Genomic DNA, 14381 nt, shown 5'->3' with positions numbered 1-14381 from the left:
GCACTTTAAAGATGCGATCTTTTCTAGTATTCTATATATTCAAGGACAATCCTGCTCATGCAAGGAGAACGATTAGAAATTCGAGTATGATATAGATGAGGGAAGAATATGACGACGATAGAACAGTTAGAAAAACATTTTAAAATAAGAAGAAGTGCTTCTTCTATTATGATAAAAGAAAATAATGCAGAGGTTTTTACAGAAGAGCAATTAGAAGAGATGGTGCAATATTACGTTGCTGAAGCTGAAAAAGATGGATTAGAAAAACTACATTTTGAAATCTCTTCAAAAAGTCCAAATTATGATGTGTATAAAAAATGTTTTGAAACGTATTCATTTGAATATGTTACGGAAAACATGATTGTATTTAAAGATATATACGAAGTAGAAGATGTAGAAAGTGAAATTGATTTTAAGCTTATTGAAGAAGTTGGAGAAGAGGCTTTTTATTCACTGTGGAATGAAGCAACGGGAGAACCAGTCGCTCATGATCAATTTGTGCATATGATGCTAGAAGAAATTGGTGAGCAGTGGAAAGAACATTGTTTAATAGCGAGTGTAGGTGAAGAGCCGATAGGAATTGTAATTCCATATATTGAAAGAGGTGCGTTAGAAGAAGGGAAACTTATGTACTTCGCAGTTACTCCAAATATGCGTAATAAGGGATATGAAGCTGCGTTATTTGCAGGTGCGATGTTTGTCTTAAAGGAAATAGGTGCATCTTATTATATTGGTGAGACAAATATGCAAAATGAGTGGATGAAGGATGTTTTTGAAAAGAACGGATGTCAGCTGCTTAGTTCAACTGAGAGATATGTGAGAAAGTTTTAGGAGGATGAATGATGTATACTCTCGAACTCGTATAGCGGGAGGGGACTATATATGTTAAAGCAATCCATGCATTCATTCGTGTTACTGTATCCAAATGTATTGTTAGAAGGCTGGAATGTTGAAAAAGTTTCAGAACGTTATGAAGGTGAAAAGTGGGGAACTTTTTGGTTTCAGGTTGTTACTCCAACTGGGATGTTTCGAGTAAAGGAATTTTTTCTCGATATAATGGAACCAGTATTTCCGGATAGCTGTATTTCTCAAGCAAAAGGAGATTGTTTTCAATATAAAGGGCTTGTGTATTGGAAAGGTATAAATTATAAAGGAAAAGAAAGTTACGTTACATCTATATGGAAAACACAAGTTGAAATTTCTGTTGATCATGGATATGTAAACCAAGACGAAATGGAACGATTTCTATTTGAATTACAACCAGTAAATATGGAGCTTGGGAAAACGATATTACATACATCATTTCACTTATTAAGCTTTCAAGCGAAGAGAAGTGAAATGGGTGAGATAGGAAGATGTAGAGAGTGGAATGCTCCAGATGACGTATCCTATGTAAATTTGTTAATTCATGAAAAACTAAATTGGAAACTTGAATCGGTCGGTTTCGGAAATGACGAAACGCAGTATGTATACTGGGACGAAGTTAATAAACTATATGCACTTTGGGTTTGTAGACATAAAAACAAAGCGTATTATCCTATTTCTTCATGGACAATGAACTATGGCCCAAAACAAATTATAAACGGGTTAGAGTTTTATTCGCACCCTAATCGCGGAACAGTTGTATACGAAGATTTAGGTAATGAACAAATCGCATACGTATTTCGCGGTAATCCATGTACAAATTTTGAACAAGTAAAAGAACTTTTCGCCTGTTTGTAAGATAAAAAGAAAAATGAGAACGACAAAACGGATATTCCCATAATACAATAGGGTAAGATTCAATTATAAGAGAAAGCGTTGGTGAAAGAATGGGACAGCAAAGAAATTGGCTACAAGCAACTGTAGAAAGAATTGAAGATAATACGTTACAAATAAAGTGGGAAAATAATATAGAAGAAGTTCGTATTTATTGGAGTACTTCGCCAGATCATATTGAAGAAAATGGAGAATTACTTGCAACTGTAAATGGAGAATTATCATATACAATTGAAAACCCGAGCGACAATGAGCGTCCATATTTTAGACTAGTAGGTAGTAATGGACAAGCAGTGACAGTAGCTGAGCGTAGATTGCCATTACAAGGTGCGTTTAACTTCCGTGATATGGGTGGATATGAAACGACAGATGGACGTAAAGTGAAATGGGGCAAATTATACCGTTCTGAAGAATTAGCAGGACTAACAGAGTGGGATATCGACTATTTACAAAAGTCTGGTTTAAAGTTAATTTGTGACTATCGTACAGACTTTGAGGTAAAGCATAAGCCCAATCCTGAGATTACAGGTGCTCGTCAAGTGTGCTTACCAGTTATGCAAGACTTAGCGAAAGACTTAAATATAAATGAGTTTTTCCAAGTTGGTGACCTTTCTATGTTAGGAAAACCAGGTGAGTATCTTGTGAAAATGAATCAAGATTTCGTAAGTGGTAACGAGGCATTCGTGAGCTTCTTAAACTTAGCGCAAAACCCGGAAAACTTACCGTTAGTAAACCACTGTACAGCTGGAAAAGATCGTACTGGATTTGGTTCAGCATTATTACTACTTTTACTAGGTGTACCAGAAAAAACAGTAATGGAAGACTACTTACTAAGTAACGGATTCCGTGAAAAGCTAAATGAAAAAATGATGGCCTTTTTAGGTGCGAAATTACAAAACGATGAGAGCAGAGCGATATTAGGTGCAATGTTTGAAGCACGTGCTGAATACTTGCAAGCTGCGATTGGTGAAATTCAAAAGCAATACGGATCAGTTGAAGCATACGCTGAAAGGGCTCTTGGCTTTACGAAAGAGTCGTTAGAGAAAATGAAAGAGTTATTACTAGAAGACTAATAAGTAAAAGGAGGCTGAGCGGATTAGCCTCCTTTTACTATTGTTGTTATAATTATGCTATGAGAATATAGGAGTTGAGAAAAACATCATGAAATACAAAGTTATATTATTCGACGTAGATGATACATTATTAGATTTCCCTGAAACGGAAAGACACGCATTACATAATGCGTTTGTACAGTTTGATATGCCTACAGGGTATAATGATTATCTTGCAAGCTATAAAGAGATTAGTAATGGATTATGGAGAGATTTAGAAAATAAAATGATTACGCTAAGTGAATTAGCAGTAGATCGATTTAGACAATTATTTGCACTTCATAATATAGACGTAGATGCACAGCAATTTAGTGATGTATACCTTGAAAATTTAGGGAAGGAAGTACATCTTATAGAAGGCGCAGTACAATTATGTGAAAATCTACAAGATTGCAAGTTAGGTATTATTACGAATGGATATACGAAGGTGCAACAATCAAGAATCGGAAATTCACCTTTATGTAATTTCTTTGATCACATTATTATTTCTGAAGAAGTTGGTCATCAAAAACCAGCACGTGAGATTTTTGATTATGCGTTTGAGAAGTTTGGGATTACTGATAAATCAAGCGTACTAATGGTTGGAGATTCGTTAACTTCTGATATGAAAGGCGGAGAAGATTACGGCATTGATACGTGTTGGTATAATCCGAGTTTGAAAGAAAACGGGACAGATGTTAACCCGACTTATGAAGTGGAGAGTCTGCTCCAAATTTTAGAAATTGTAGAAGTGGCGGAAGAAAAGGTAGCTTCATTTTAATCGTGCTGATATTTGTCGAAAAATCGTTGATATATTGTAAGTTGTGATAGATATATTTGAAAAATCGTTGATATATTGTAAGTTGCGATAGATATATTGAAAAAATCGTTGATATATTGTAAGTTGCGATAGATATATTTGAAAAATCGCTCATATAAATTCATATACTAAGATATAGAACAAAAAAATAGAGCTACTATACAAGGTCATTCACGTGTTATAATGCGTGAATTAAATATGCGTATATAAATAGTTTCCTAGCGTGATGCGATGTCATGTATGATTAGTGTAACAACTAGAGGTGAATAAAGGATGTTAACGTTTTTATTTGAGTTAGACAAAAATCTCCCGCAGAAGGATGAGCCACGGTATGATGCTTATTCAAAGGGCTTTATCGAAGGAGATGTAACGATTTGCGCGAGTGACAGCGTATTTTTTCAAAAATCATGTATGAAGGTTGCAGAGCTGGGGATTTATTTAGGTCAGTGGATGGAACAAGTTCAACATGGGCAGAACGTGCCTATGAAATATGAAACGGCTGACCGTGAAGAGGTAATTCTTGGTTTCTTCTATGAAGAGGATCATAATCAATGGATTGTTTTTTCCAGCTGGCAAGAATTTGAACTTCAAGAGCGTATAGCTACTGCAACATTAATAGAGAGTGTTCAACGCTATTTGTATGAGCTAAATAAAGAACTGCGCATGATAGAATATCCTGTGACGTTTGATCAGTACTTAAGAGGAGAGCGAATGATGCAGCTCTCTTACAAACGACCGTGTGATAGCAAAGCAGATACGACACCGATAGAGGTTTATAATGGAAGTGAGCAAGTAGGTGTAGTAAGGGGCTATTATAAAAATACGCTGATGAGAGCGCTGGATTTTATTCCAAAAATTGGTAGTAATATTATTTATGAAATAAAGGATAGTAAGGACAATATTCGCGTCATTGCAAAGGATGTAAGTAGGCAGCGCCAAAGAAGGATTTTAGTAATGTACAAAGATAATCATGATGCAGAGCATGAAATACTTGTATGTGACGGAAAGTTATTGGATGCAAATTTCTTATTTACCTTTACATATAAGGCAGAAGAATATGTTGTTCATAAAACTTTATTTGGAATGGGAAAGTTATTACGAAAGGGCTATGTAATTGCAGATTGGAATATTCGTCTTGAGGAAGATATGTATTACATTGAGATGAATGTATATGATGAAGATTACATGCAGGATCAATACTTGCTATTAGGCGTATTTCATGCGGTTTTATATGGATAATCAATGAGAAATACCGTCATTCTTCTTGGAAAGAATGACGGTATTTTTTTTGTGATTCTTGTGACTGGACGTCTTTAATCAATCCTCAAAAATAAAAATCTCATCAATCGTACTATGTAATGCCTTCGCTATATCGTGAGCAAGTTGTAAGGAAGGATTGTATTTACCTTTTTCGAGATGACTAATTGTTTCACGTCGCACACCAACGCTCTTCGCTAAATCTTCTTGTGTCATGTTCAATTTGGCACGGTATTCTTTTATTCTCGTTACGAATGCCATGGTGCATCTTCCATTTCATCCATTGGTTTATCGAAAAAGAACATAGAAAAGCCGAATGTAAGAATGAGTGTGCCGAAAATAAGAGCGATATCAATCTCTTGTAGCGTAGGGTTTGGAAATAACATTTCAATAAACATAATGATTGTGGTAGTTAGTAACGTAACGATAAATGCATTGCGACACGATTTATTGACAATTTGTTCAAACAGTTCATCGTGTTGAACTGTTCTATACGATGTGAAAAAGGAGAAGAAACAGAACATAGTAAACAATCCTTTTTCATAAAAAAATCCGAGGAAACCGAAGAAACCGAGAAATCCTAAATATTTTATCCAAGTTGTTTTCATGATAGTTCCTCCTTATAGTGTTAGAAATAAATCACGTTATGTTATAAATATATCACATATGGATAGGAATGGTAATAATAGTTTTCCAGTTTGGTTCATAATAATAGTAAAAAGAGGAAATATGCTGCGAAATAAAGAGGATAATATTGTAAAATGGTTGTAAGGAGGGGGAGGAAGAAATGCTAACTTGGATCATGATCGTTGTATTACTTGTAGTGATTACTGTCATTGCGACGGTGTTAATTGGGCGGAATGGTGATGCAAATTATAGCAAAGCGACAAAGGGGAATATTAAACGCTTAACAATGATTTATATTATACTAGCTGTCGTTTTAGTTGTTGGATTAGGGGTGTATATTTATTTTAAAGGTTAAATATACTGAAAAATGTAAAAATATTAAAATAGAACTATGCTATAATATCAATATAGTTATTTGGTAATTAAGGAAAGGATTGGATGAAATGATTGAAATTACGAATGTGTCAAAAAGTTATAATGGGTCTACCTATGCAGTAAAAGACTTAAGTTTATCTGTACCTAGCGGCGAAATCTTTGGATTTTTAGGACCGAATGGTGCGGGTAAATCAACGACAATTAAGATGATTACTGGTATTCACGGGGTGGACAAAGGGACTATTACGATTAACGGAAAAAATATTATGGAAGAGCCGATGGAAGCGAAGAAGACGTTTGGTTATGTACCAGATAGTCCAGATATGTTTTTACGATTAAAAGGAATTGAATATTTAAACTTTATGGCCGATATGTATGAAGTGCCGAAAGAAGTACGACAAGAACGAATAGAGTCTTTAGCGAAGAAGTTTGATCTTTATAATGCTTTATCTGATCAAATTCAAAGTTATTCGCACGGTATGAGACAAAAAATCGTTATTATTGGTGTGCTCGTACATGAGCCAGATGTATGGATTTTAGATGAACCATTAACTGGGCTTGATCCGAAATCTGCATATATTTTAAAAGAAATGATGAGAGAGCATGCGGATAAAGGAAAGATTGTATTTTTCTCTACACACGTATTAGAAGTGGCAGAAAAATTATGTGACCGCGTCGCGATTATTAATAAGGGAAACCTTCAGTTTAAAGGGAATTTAGATGAAATGAGAGATCATTTTAAATCCAATGAATCACTTGAAAAAATGTTCTTGGAGATGACGGGCAATGAGTAAAATTTGGACGTTAACGAAAGTATTATTGAAATTAAATTATGCAGATTTTATAACAGATAAGAAGAAGCGATGGGCGTATGTATTTTCATTTGCAGCTATTTTATTTGTCGGCTTTTTACTGTTTGGTTCTATCACGCATGCAATGTATGAGGGAATGATACATTTAGGGCAAGATCCAGGAATGATTATCGCAATGGGACTTGCGATTGCGAGTATATGGGTATTTTTAATGAGTATTACGAACATTTTAACTGTATTTTACTACAGCAATGACATTGAAATGTTATTACCATTACCATTAAAACCAGCGCAAATTATTTCAGCCAAATTTTTAACAGTATTAATTACACAATACGTAATGAGTTCATTTATTTTATTACCGATCTTTATTACGTACGGTTTAAAAAGTGGCGCATTTATTACATATTACATATATATGATTTTCATTTACTTACTCTTCCCAATTGTGCCGTTAGTACTAGCTTCGTTACTGATGACAGTTATTATGAGGTATACAAATATAGCGAAAAATAAAGACCGAGGAAATATATTTATTGGAATCGTAAGTATACTATTTATTGTAGGAATTAACGTATTTTTGCAGTGGAAAAATAAAAGTTCGTTTTCTGAAGATGCAATTGCGGATTACCTTGCAAACAACCAGTCTTCTCTTTTAGTACAAATGACAAACTATTTTCCAACTACATATTTTGGAGCAGTAGCATTAGTAGAAAATGCAAATTGGAAGGGACCTTTATATGTAATAATCTTTGCAGTTATTTCATTTGTCTTCTTTGTGTTGTTTTATTACATAGCAGAGCGTACATATTTAAAAGGGGTTATTGGACTTTCAACGAGTACAGCAAAGAAACAAGTTATTTCGGCGGAAGGTTTACAGAAATCAACAGTACAAAGTTCGCATTTAAAAGCGTATGTGAAAAAAGAATTTAAAACGTTATTCCGTACACCACAATTTTTCTTAAATTGCATTGTACAAACTTTCGTTATGCCAATTATGTTGTTCTTTATTTTATTTGTGCAAGATGGAAATTTAAAGTTTATTACAGAGTATATTAACAATTCAGAGACAACGGGATTTGCAATTGGTGTTGGCCTTTGTGCATCGTTATTTTTAATGGGTAGTAACGTCATTGCAACAACGTCATTTTCGCGAGATGGAAGCTCTTGGTTTGTGAATCGTTATTTACCAGTAAAGGCTTCGGATATCTTTTTTGCGAAAGCAATCACTGCTTGGTTAATTAATGTGATCATTTTAGCAGTATTCGGTATTACGATGGCAGTTGTAGCTGGGATTTCTCCAGTCTTTATGATACTGTGGTTTTTACTAAGTGCGAACGGGTTGTTATTAATTAATTTAATCGGAACACGCTGGGACGCGCAAACTGCAGATATTCATTGGGATACAGAGCAGAAATTATTTAAAAGTCGATATACAACTTTGTGGAATTTTTTAGCTAATATTTTAATAGCTTTAATTATTGTGGGGGGAGTAAGTGTATTATACTTCTTCCTTCATGTCGGACTGTGGGTTATGTTTATCGTTTTATTTGTAATGTTTACGATTGTAAATTATATCTTTATTAAAATGTTAAAATTAGGTGCTGAACGTATACTGTCAAATATTCAATAAGAAGATAGATCCTCTGTATTCATGCAGGGGATCTGTGTATAGATGGAGGAGAAAAAGGTGAAGAAAATAGCAATTGTAACAGGGGCAACTCGTCTGAATGGAATTGGTGCAGCTGTATGCAAGGTGCTTGCTCAAAAGGGGATAGACATTTTTTTCACGTACTGGCCAAAGTATGATAAAGCGATGCCATGGGGAATGAGTGATCAAGAACCCTTTTTGCTGAAAAAGGAAATTGAAAGTTACGATGTTCGATGTGAAATGGCAGAAATCAATTTATCGCAGTCTTATTCGCCAAATCGTTTATTTTATATGGTATCAGAACGGTTAGGTGATCCATCTATTCTAGTTAATAATGCAGTATATTCTACTCATACAAGAATTGAGGAATTAGATGTAGAGCAGTTGGATAAACATTATACAGTTAATGTTCGGGCTACTATGCTATTAAGTTCATTGTTTATAAAACATTATTCACTTAAAACGGGCGGGAGTATTATTAATCTTACTTCAGGACAGTCAGTAGGTCCAATGCCAGATGAACTAGCATATGCAGCAACGAAAGGGGCAATTGAAGCATTTACAAAGTCAGTAGCACCAGTTGCGATGGAGAAGGGGATTACAGTGAATGCTGTAGATCCAGGACCGACGAATACAGGATGGATTACAGAGGAGCTGAAGCATCATTTAGTATGGAAGTTCCCGCAAGGTAAAGTAGGAGAACCGGTGGATGCTGCGCGCTTAATTTCTTTTTTAGTAAGTGAAGAAGCGAAATGGGTTACTGGGCAAGTCATTCACTCGAATGGTGGTTACTCATAAAAATATTATGTTAACAAATGTTGAGAAACAAAAAACGAAAGAAAATTTTATTTTTTTGTATAAATAAAATGTCAAGAAAGATAAAAATTTGATAGAAGAGTATATCGTCATATGAAGATCGTAATTCTTAATGTGACAATATACTCTTTTTCTTTTACTTGCGAGTAGAAAAATGAAGTAGAAGAAACTCGAATATTAAAATGAGTTTATCAGTTTTTGTACGTATTATTATGAAGATTACTGTCGGAAAGATGATAATTCGTATGAAAAGGGATTTTTTAAGGGGGAATCGAATCGTAAAGGGGAGGATAAATTATGTAAAACATAGGGGGATTTATATGAAAATGAAAAAGGTCGCTATCGCATCGATAACAATTGGTACAATGCTTACTATGGCAGCTTGTAGTCCTTCAGCAGATAAAGAAACGGAAAAGAAAGAGCAAGTAACTGCGCAAAATGATGGAGAAGCAAAAACGACAAGTGCAGATGAAGCGTCAAAAACAACGAAAGATACTGAAAAAGAAACAAATACTTCTTCAAATGAAAAAACAGATAAGGATGCAAAAAATACGAAAGAATCATCAGGGACAGAAAGTAACGGCAAAACGTCAACTCAAAACGAAAATGTAAAAACAAAAGAAAAAGAGACGACAGGAAAAACGAATGATCAAACGACTAGCGGGAAAACAACAGATCAAAGCACAAGTACAAGCACAAACAATAACGGAAAGACAACGAAAGATCCGAAGAAAAGTGTTGCTGTGAAAACGAATGTTAAAGAAGTTGTAGCATTAATTGATAGCTTGGACAAGCAGTTAGCTGCTAATCCAAAATTGGAAACAGTGAATAAGCTTGGCAAACAAATTAATGAAAAGTGGGATGTGATTGAAAAAGAGCTAGAAGCATCACATCCGACGGATTCTAAAACAATCGGTCAAAGTATGTATCCGTTAATTGTAGGAGCGGAGAAAGAAAAAATCGATATTAATAAAATGAAATCATTAACGATGAAAACGAAAAAAGATTTAAATCAGTTATTGACGAAACTTTCATAGTTTCAAAAGCCTACTCGTGTGAGTAGGCCTTTTTTAGGTTGTTGTAATGTGCATAGTATAACTTATTTATTTTCATTTTCAATTACGATGCGAAAGGAACTGAATGCTTGTTGACTGATATAATCTTCTTCGCTAACTTTATAAGGAAATGGAAAAGCGACGAGTTGCAAATTACTTTCCTGATCCACTGAAGGCAATGTGAAATTAAAGATTTGCCTCGTTTCAGGTGCAACCTTAGTATAAACGACTTTTCTATTGTTAAATATTTCAACTTGTTTCCAATCTTTAAAAGCCACGATTGCGTAAGTCATTTCATCATTTGTTTCATTACCGTTTGATAAAATTAATTGCTTGCCTTCCTTTACAAAGAAGACAGTTTGTAAGTTCTCTTCACGGTTCGTAACAAATAATGGTTCGTAAAGACCATCTTTTAGAATAGCATCTGGATCTATAAGGGAGAGTTTTATTTTTTCGTTTTCTTTCTGAAGAGGATGTATTGAATATCGCATACTTAGAATATCTTCTAAAATAGCTGCTTTATTTAAGTTATTATCTTTTAATTTGTATTCAGGTTTTTTAATTATTAAAAAGGTTAATTCACTTGCATTAGGAGAAGTGTGTAAAGAGATTTTCGTAGTAATTGAACTGTTTGGTTTCATATCAAAAAAATAGTGTGATATTTCAGTAGTAGTATCTTCTATTTTAAAAGGTTTTTGTTCGTAATCTTCTAGAACAATTAATCCATATTTTCGGTTTTCATTAATAGTATGTACGAATGATAATGTTACATTAATTTTATTATCCTCACTAGTAATTGTACTACCATTGTTAATATGTTGGCCTTGATTATCCTTCAATCCGTAAGAAATAGTATTGGTTTGTTGCTCTCGTTTATTTTCTATGGAAGGTGGATGAGGTTGTATGAATGAAGTATTGAACAAAATATAAATTGTAAGTAATGAAATAAGTAAAACACCGCTAATAATATATATTTGTTTCATAAATAGCACCTCAATATATGTAAAATATTAGAGAAAAAAGATATGCAAGATGCATATCTTTTTTCTCTTTCTTACCAGAAAGCTTTTGTTTCGTGATTCACATCATTATAACCACTTAATTTATAGGTATGATTACCGATAGCGTAATCATCTCCATAATAAATGCTTGTGTTGGTCGCTGTAGCACTTACAAAGGATGATTTTTTTGCACTATTACTTTTCGTATTCACTAATGAGCCATCGCCATTGAAAGTTCTTGCTTTTGCATAAACATAGTCTTCGGTCGTAGTTGAATTCGATTTAGCAACTGCATATGGGTTACCAAAAAAGGGAGTATATACGCTAATGTTAGAGTCATTCTTAGGTGCAACTGCAACAGTCAAACTAGGAACACTAGATGTTTTTGTTGATTGAATTGTATCAAAGTCAACTAAAACGGGCTGCTTGTCTACAGTATCGACCTCTGAAGCACTTGCGTTATTAGTAAAACCAAAACCTAAAACCGCTAACCCTAAAGTTGTCACCGATAAAGATTTTTTCATATTCACTAATTTTCCCACCTTTTTAAATTTTTGAGTTCGAACTCAATTCATACAATATATGAAAATTTCGAAACTCTCAATGGTTTATCCCATACTTAACTTTTCTTTTACTTTCGATTCAACATGTCTTCATTTGCAAAAAAGCGAATATATCTTCTAATGCTTAGCCAGCAAGGGATACAGGTTTAATTTTATGAAATTCATGTAAATTTAAATCTATTCATGTCAGAATCTCTGTTATTTTTAAGTTCATATGGGAAACTTATTAAAAAAAGGATGGTGACAAAAATGACAATCGATCGAATTTGTACAATTGGACCCGCAAGTAATAATAAAGAAACGTTAGCACAGTTAATAAAGAATGGTATGAAAATTGTTCGACTGAATTTATCGCATGGCACGCATGAAAGTCATAAAGACATCATTCGTTTAGTGAAATCATTAGATGACTCTATTAAATTTTTGGGTGATGTACAAGGTCCTAAAATAAGATTAGGTGAAGTGAAGGGAGAGCAAATTACACTTCAGGCAGGAGATTCTTTTATTTTACATACACAACCAGTTACAGGGAGTAATACAGAAGCAAGCGTTGATTATGAAGGAATTGCGAATGATGTGAAAGTAGGCAGTAGAATTTTAATTAATGATGGAGAAGTTGAATTAATTGTTGAAAAGATAAGTACGGACAAAATAGAAACGAAGGTAAAAACAGGTGGCAATATCTCATCTCATAAAGGAGTTAATTTACCAGATGCGGCTGTTCGTTTACCAGCTATTACAGAGAAAGATAAAAAAGATATTCAGTTTCTTTTAGAAGAGAATGTTGATTTTATCGCGTGTTCTTTCGTAAGAAAACCTAGTCATATAAAAGAAATACGAGATTTTATACAACAGTATAAAGAAACGTCACCTAATGTAATTGCAAAAATAGAAACGATGGAAGCAATCGAGAATTTTCAAGATATATGTAAAGAAGCAGATGGAATTATGATTGCAAGGGGCGATTTAGGAGTAGAGTTACCGTATCAATGCATTCCGCTTTTACAGAAAATGATGATTCAGGAATGTAATCGAACGAATACATATGTCATTACAGCAACACAAATGCTTCAATCTATGGTAGATCATTCTATTCCAACAAGGGCAGAGGTGACTGATGTGTTTCAAGCTGTACTGGACGGGACGAATGCAGTTATGCTTTCAGCTGAAAGTGCATCAGGAGAGCATCCAATCGAAAGTGTGAGAACATTACGTCTCGTTTCAGAATTTGCGGAACATGTTAAAAAAGATGGACCTTTTGCGATGAAAGATGTACTGCAATTACTGCGTGAGTCTCTGGATGAGTAATAAATAAAAAGAGGGCGGATATACATCCGCCCGCGTGTTTTTCATTCATACTATTCTTGCTCTTGCTCATCCAAAATCTTTTCAAACGCAGTAGATACTTTATCAAACTCTTCATCATTTTCAATGTATGAAAACTCATTATCTTCTTCTACTTTTAAAAAGAAAATATCAATGTCTTCCTCAGTTTCTGTTTGGATATCTTCAACAAAGGCAACAGCAATATACTCTGCACCTTCGACATCCATCGCTCCAAGTACTTCTACTTCTTGCTCTTCGTTATTCTCATCACTAAGAGTAAACACTTCGCCAACTTCAATATCAGACATATTCATTCTCCTCCTGTTCGACTCTAAAAATAGAGCACTCAAACTGTATACATACTAACATATCTTTCCATGAAAAACCAAATTCATACATAAGAAAAACGACTGATAGTTCTTTAGTATAAGTATCCAGCTATTAGGAGCATTATTTGTCTGTGCTATATTACTTAATCCATTCAACAATTGTATCCATAGTCTGTCTTGTTTTATCACGCTTTGGCTCTTCTTTACGGTAACCAAAGGCAACCATAACTGATACTTCAAAGTTATCGTCTTGTATAATGCCTTCTTGACGAAGTAAAGAATCTACTTCCTCTTTATCAAATCCTTCTATTGGACAAGAATCAATACCGATTTGAGCTGCGCTCGTCATCATATTACCTAAAGCAATATAAGTTTGTTTAGATGCCCAATCAAATACAGCACGATCGGATTGTAATAAGTTAAAATCTGTTTCCTGGAACTTTTTGAAGAATTCATATCTAATTTTTTGAGTGTCTTCAGGCAATCCAATAATATCGTTCATCATATATTTAATATACTCTGCATCATAATGCATATCTTTAATGTTTCTTGAAAGAACAATAACAAAATGACTAGCTGTTGCAAGTTGCCCACCAGCCCCCCATGAATACGGTTGTAGTTTTTCTCTTAATTCTTTATTTTGTACGACAATAAATTTCCAAGGCTCATATCCAAAAGAAGAAGGAGATAATCTGCCTGTTTCTAAAATAAATTTAAAATCCTCTTCTGAAATTTTGTGCATAGGATCGAATTCTTTACATGCATGTCTGAAATGAAAAGCCTCCATAATCTTTTCTTTTGTAATTTCGTTTGTATTTGTCATAAAAGTTCCTCTTTTCATGAATTTATTTTTGTAAGTAAATTATATTTTTAAAGTAACATAGATACAAGTACGCACAT

The 14381-nt window shown here is 34.0% G+C and carries 17 protein-coding genes; 11 read left to right on the top strand and 6 right to left on the bottom strand.

Features of this window, described 5'->3' with window-relative positions; genetic code table 11:
• Window positions 1-108: 108 nt before the first annotated feature.
• The 5 genes from BC_RS16665 (at window position 109) to BC_RS16645 (ending at window position 4908) form a co-directional block, all read left to right on the top strand.
• Entirely contained in the window at window positions 109-831 is a 723-nt protein-coding gene (locus BC_RS16665) for a GNAT family N-acetyltransferase (RefSeq protein WP_000207417.1), read from the top strand.
• A gap of 51 nt (window positions 832-882) precedes the next feature.
• Window positions 883-1722 (top strand): hypothetical protein, encoded by an 840-nt coding sequence (locus tag BC_RS16660; protein WP_011110255.1) that lies wholly within the window; start codon window positions 883-885, stop codon window positions 1720-1722.
• A gap of 89 nt (window positions 1723-1811) precedes the next feature.
• Entirely contained in the window at window positions 1812-2831 is a 1020-nt protein-coding gene (locus tag BC_RS16655; protein ID WP_000531489.1) for a tyrosine-protein phosphatase, read from the top strand.
• A gap of 88 nt (window positions 2832-2919) precedes the next feature.
• A complete protein-coding gene (locus tag BC_RS16650; protein ID WP_000875906.1) occupies window positions 2920-3630 on the top strand; it encodes a YjjG family noncanonical pyrimidine nucleotidase in 711 nt (236 codons plus the stop codon).
• A gap of 312 nt (window positions 3631-3942) precedes the next feature.
• Window positions 3943-4908, top strand: a complete 966-nt coding sequence (locus BC_RS16645) for a tubby C-terminal domain-like protein (RefSeq protein WP_000955098.1) — start codon at window positions 3943-3945, stop codon at window positions 4906-4908.
• Window positions 4909-4986: 78 nt separating this feature from the next.
• On the opposite strand, the gene BC_RS16640 is transcribed toward BC_RS16645, so the two are convergent.
• Together BC_RS16640 and BC_RS16635 are read right to left on the bottom strand one after the other, a co-directional pair.
• On the bottom strand, window positions 4987-5187 hold the full coding sequence (locus tag BC_RS16640; protein WP_000896323.1) for a helix-turn-helix transcriptional regulator: 201 nt from the start codon (window positions 5185-5187) through the stop codon (window positions 4987-4989).
• Window positions 5175-5534, bottom strand: coding sequence for a DUF3796 domain-containing protein (locus BC_RS16635; RefSeq protein ID WP_000859226.1), 360 nt, complete (start codon window positions 5532-5534; stop codon window positions 5175-5177). The genes BC_RS16640 and BC_RS16635 overlap by 13 nt, the downstream gene beginning before the upstream one ends.
• A 179-nt stretch (window positions 5535-5713) precedes the next feature.
• On the opposite strand from BC_RS16635, the gene BC_RS16630 reads away from it, so the two are divergent.
• The 5 genes from BC_RS16630 (at window position 5714) to BC_RS16610 (ending at window position 10244) form a co-directional block, all read left to right on the top strand.
• Window positions 5714-5908 (top strand): hypothetical protein, encoded by a 195-nt coding sequence (locus BC_RS16630; RefSeq protein ID WP_000958863.1) that lies wholly within the window; start codon window positions 5714-5716, stop codon window positions 5906-5908.
• An 88-nt stretch (window positions 5909-5996) separates the two neighbouring features.
• Window positions 5997-6722, top strand: coding sequence for an ABC transporter ATP-binding protein (locus BC_RS16625; protein ID WP_000570206.1), 726 nt, complete (start codon window positions 5997-5999; stop codon window positions 6720-6722).
• Complete coding sequence (locus tag BC_RS16620; protein WP_000036886.1) at window positions 6715-8373, top strand: putative ABC transporter permease subunit; 1659 nt, start codon at window positions 6715-6717, stop codon at window positions 8371-8373. The genes BC_RS16625 and BC_RS16620 overlap by 8 nt, the downstream gene beginning before the upstream one ends.
• Before the next feature lie 57 nt (window positions 8374-8430).
• On the top strand, window positions 8431-9189 hold the full coding sequence (locus tag BC_RS16615; RefSeq protein ID WP_000716965.1) for an SDR family oxidoreductase: 759 nt from the start codon (window positions 8431-8433) through the stop codon (window positions 9187-9189).
• A 338-nt stretch (window positions 9190-9527) separates the two neighbouring features.
• Window positions 9528-10244, top strand: a complete 717-nt coding sequence (locus tag BC_RS16610) for a hypothetical protein (protein WP_000782544.1) — start codon at window positions 9528-9530, stop codon at window positions 10242-10244.
• Window positions 10245-10306: 62 nt separating this feature from the next.
• Here BC_RS16610 and BC_RS16605 read toward each other — a convergent pair whose 3' ends face one another.
• A complete protein-coding gene (locus BC_RS16605) occupies window positions 10307-11245 on the bottom strand; it encodes a hypothetical protein (RefSeq protein WP_000810155.1) in 939 nt (312 codons plus the stop codon).
• A gap of 71 nt (window positions 11246-11316) precedes the next feature.
• Window positions 11317-11793 (bottom strand): hypothetical protein, encoded by a 477-nt coding sequence (locus BC_RS16600; RefSeq protein WP_001056358.1) that lies wholly within the window; start codon window positions 11791-11793, stop codon window positions 11317-11319.
• A 282-nt stretch (window positions 11794-12075) separates the two neighbouring features.
• Here BC_RS16600 and BC_RS16595 point away from each other — a divergent pair, with 282 nt between their 5' ends.
• On the top strand, window positions 12076-13134 hold the full coding sequence (locus tag BC_RS16595; protein WP_000151079.1) for a pyruvate kinase: 1059 nt from the start codon (window positions 12076-12078) through the stop codon (window positions 13132-13134).
• 50 nt (window positions 13135-13184) lie between these two features.
• Here BC_RS16595 and BC_RS16590 read toward each other — a convergent pair whose 3' ends face one another.
• Together BC_RS16590 and BC_RS16585 are read right to left on the bottom strand one after the other, a co-directional pair.
• Entirely contained in the window at window positions 13185-13466 is a 282-nt protein-coding gene (locus BC_RS16590) for a DUF1292 domain-containing protein (protein WP_002026117.1), read from the bottom strand.
• A gap of 154 nt (window positions 13467-13620) precedes the next feature.
• The gene (locus BC_RS16585; RefSeq protein WP_000185713.1) at window positions 13621-14304 is read right to left on the bottom strand and encodes an NAD(P)H-dependent oxidoreductase; all 684 of its coding nucleotides are present in this window, start codon (window positions 14302-14304) and stop codon (window positions 13621-13623) included.
• Between the last annotated feature and the right edge of the window lie 77 nt (window positions 14305-14381).

Source organism: Bacillus cereus ATCC 14579 (genome assembly GCF_000007825.1).
Classification (GTDB): domain Bacteria; phylum Bacillota; class Bacilli; order Bacillales; family Bacillaceae_G; genus Bacillus_A; species Bacillus_A cereus.
The sequence above is the reverse complement of the archived record's forward strand: the minus strand, read 5'-3'. Positions and strand labels throughout refer to the sequence as shown.

What these genes read in the sequence shown, in the direction of transcription:
- BC_RS16665 (WP_000207417.1), top strand. Translation starts at nt 109, where the DNA reads ATGACGACGATAGAACAGTTAGAAAAACATTTTAAAATAAGAAGAAGT.
- BC_RS16660 (WP_011110255.1), top strand. Translation starts at nt 883, where the DNA reads ATGTTAAAGCAATCCATGCATTCATTCGTGTTACTGTATCCAAATGTA.
- BC_RS16655 (WP_000531489.1), top strand. Translation starts at nt 1,812, where the DNA reads ATGGGACAGCAAAGAAATTGGCTACAAGCAACTGTAGAAAGAATTGAA.
- BC_RS16650 (WP_000875906.1), top strand. Translation starts at nt 2,920, where the DNA reads ATGAAATACAAAGTTATATTATTCGACGTAGATGATACATTATTAGAT.
- BC_RS16645 (WP_000955098.1), top strand. Translation starts at nt 3,943, where the DNA reads ATGTTAACGTTTTTATTTGAGTTAGACAAAAATCTCCCGCAGAAGGAT.
- BC_RS16640 (WP_000896323.1), bottom strand. Translation starts at nt 5,187, where the DNA reads ATGGCATTCGTAACGAGAATAAAAGAATACCGTGCCAAATTGAACATG.
- BC_RS16635 (WP_000859226.1), bottom strand. Translation starts at nt 5,534, where the DNA reads ATGAAAACAACTTGGATAAAATATTTAGGATTTCTCGGTTTCTTCGGT.
- BC_RS16630 (WP_000958863.1), top strand. Translation starts at nt 5,714, where the DNA reads ATGCTAACTTGGATCATGATCGTTGTATTACTTGTAGTGATTACTGTC.
- BC_RS16625 (WP_000570206.1), top strand. Translation starts at nt 5,997, where the DNA reads ATGATTGAAATTACGAATGTGTCAAAAAGTTATAATGGGTCTACCTAT.
- BC_RS16620 (WP_000036886.1), top strand. Translation starts at nt 6,715, where the DNA reads ATGAGTAAAATTTGGACGTTAACGAAAGTATTATTGAAATTAAATTAT.
- BC_RS16610 (WP_000782544.1), top strand. Translation starts at nt 9,528, where the DNA reads ATGAAAATGAAAAAGGTCGCTATCGCATCGATAACAATTGGTACAATG.
- BC_RS16605 (WP_000810155.1), bottom strand. Translation starts at nt 11,245, where the DNA reads ATGAAACAAATATATATTATTAGCGGTGTTTTACTTATTTCATTACTT.
- BC_RS16595 (WP_000151079.1), top strand. Translation starts at nt 12,076, where the DNA reads ATGACAATCGATCGAATTTGTACAATTGGACCCGCAAGTAATAATAAA.
- BC_RS16590 (WP_002026117.1), bottom strand. Translation starts at nt 13,466, where the DNA reads ATGAATATGTCTGATATTGAAGTTGGCGAAGTGTTTACTCTTAGTGAT.
- BC_RS16585 (WP_000185713.1), bottom strand. Translation starts at nt 14,304, where the DNA reads ATGACAAATACAAACGAAATTACAAAAGAAAAGATTATGGAGGCTTTT.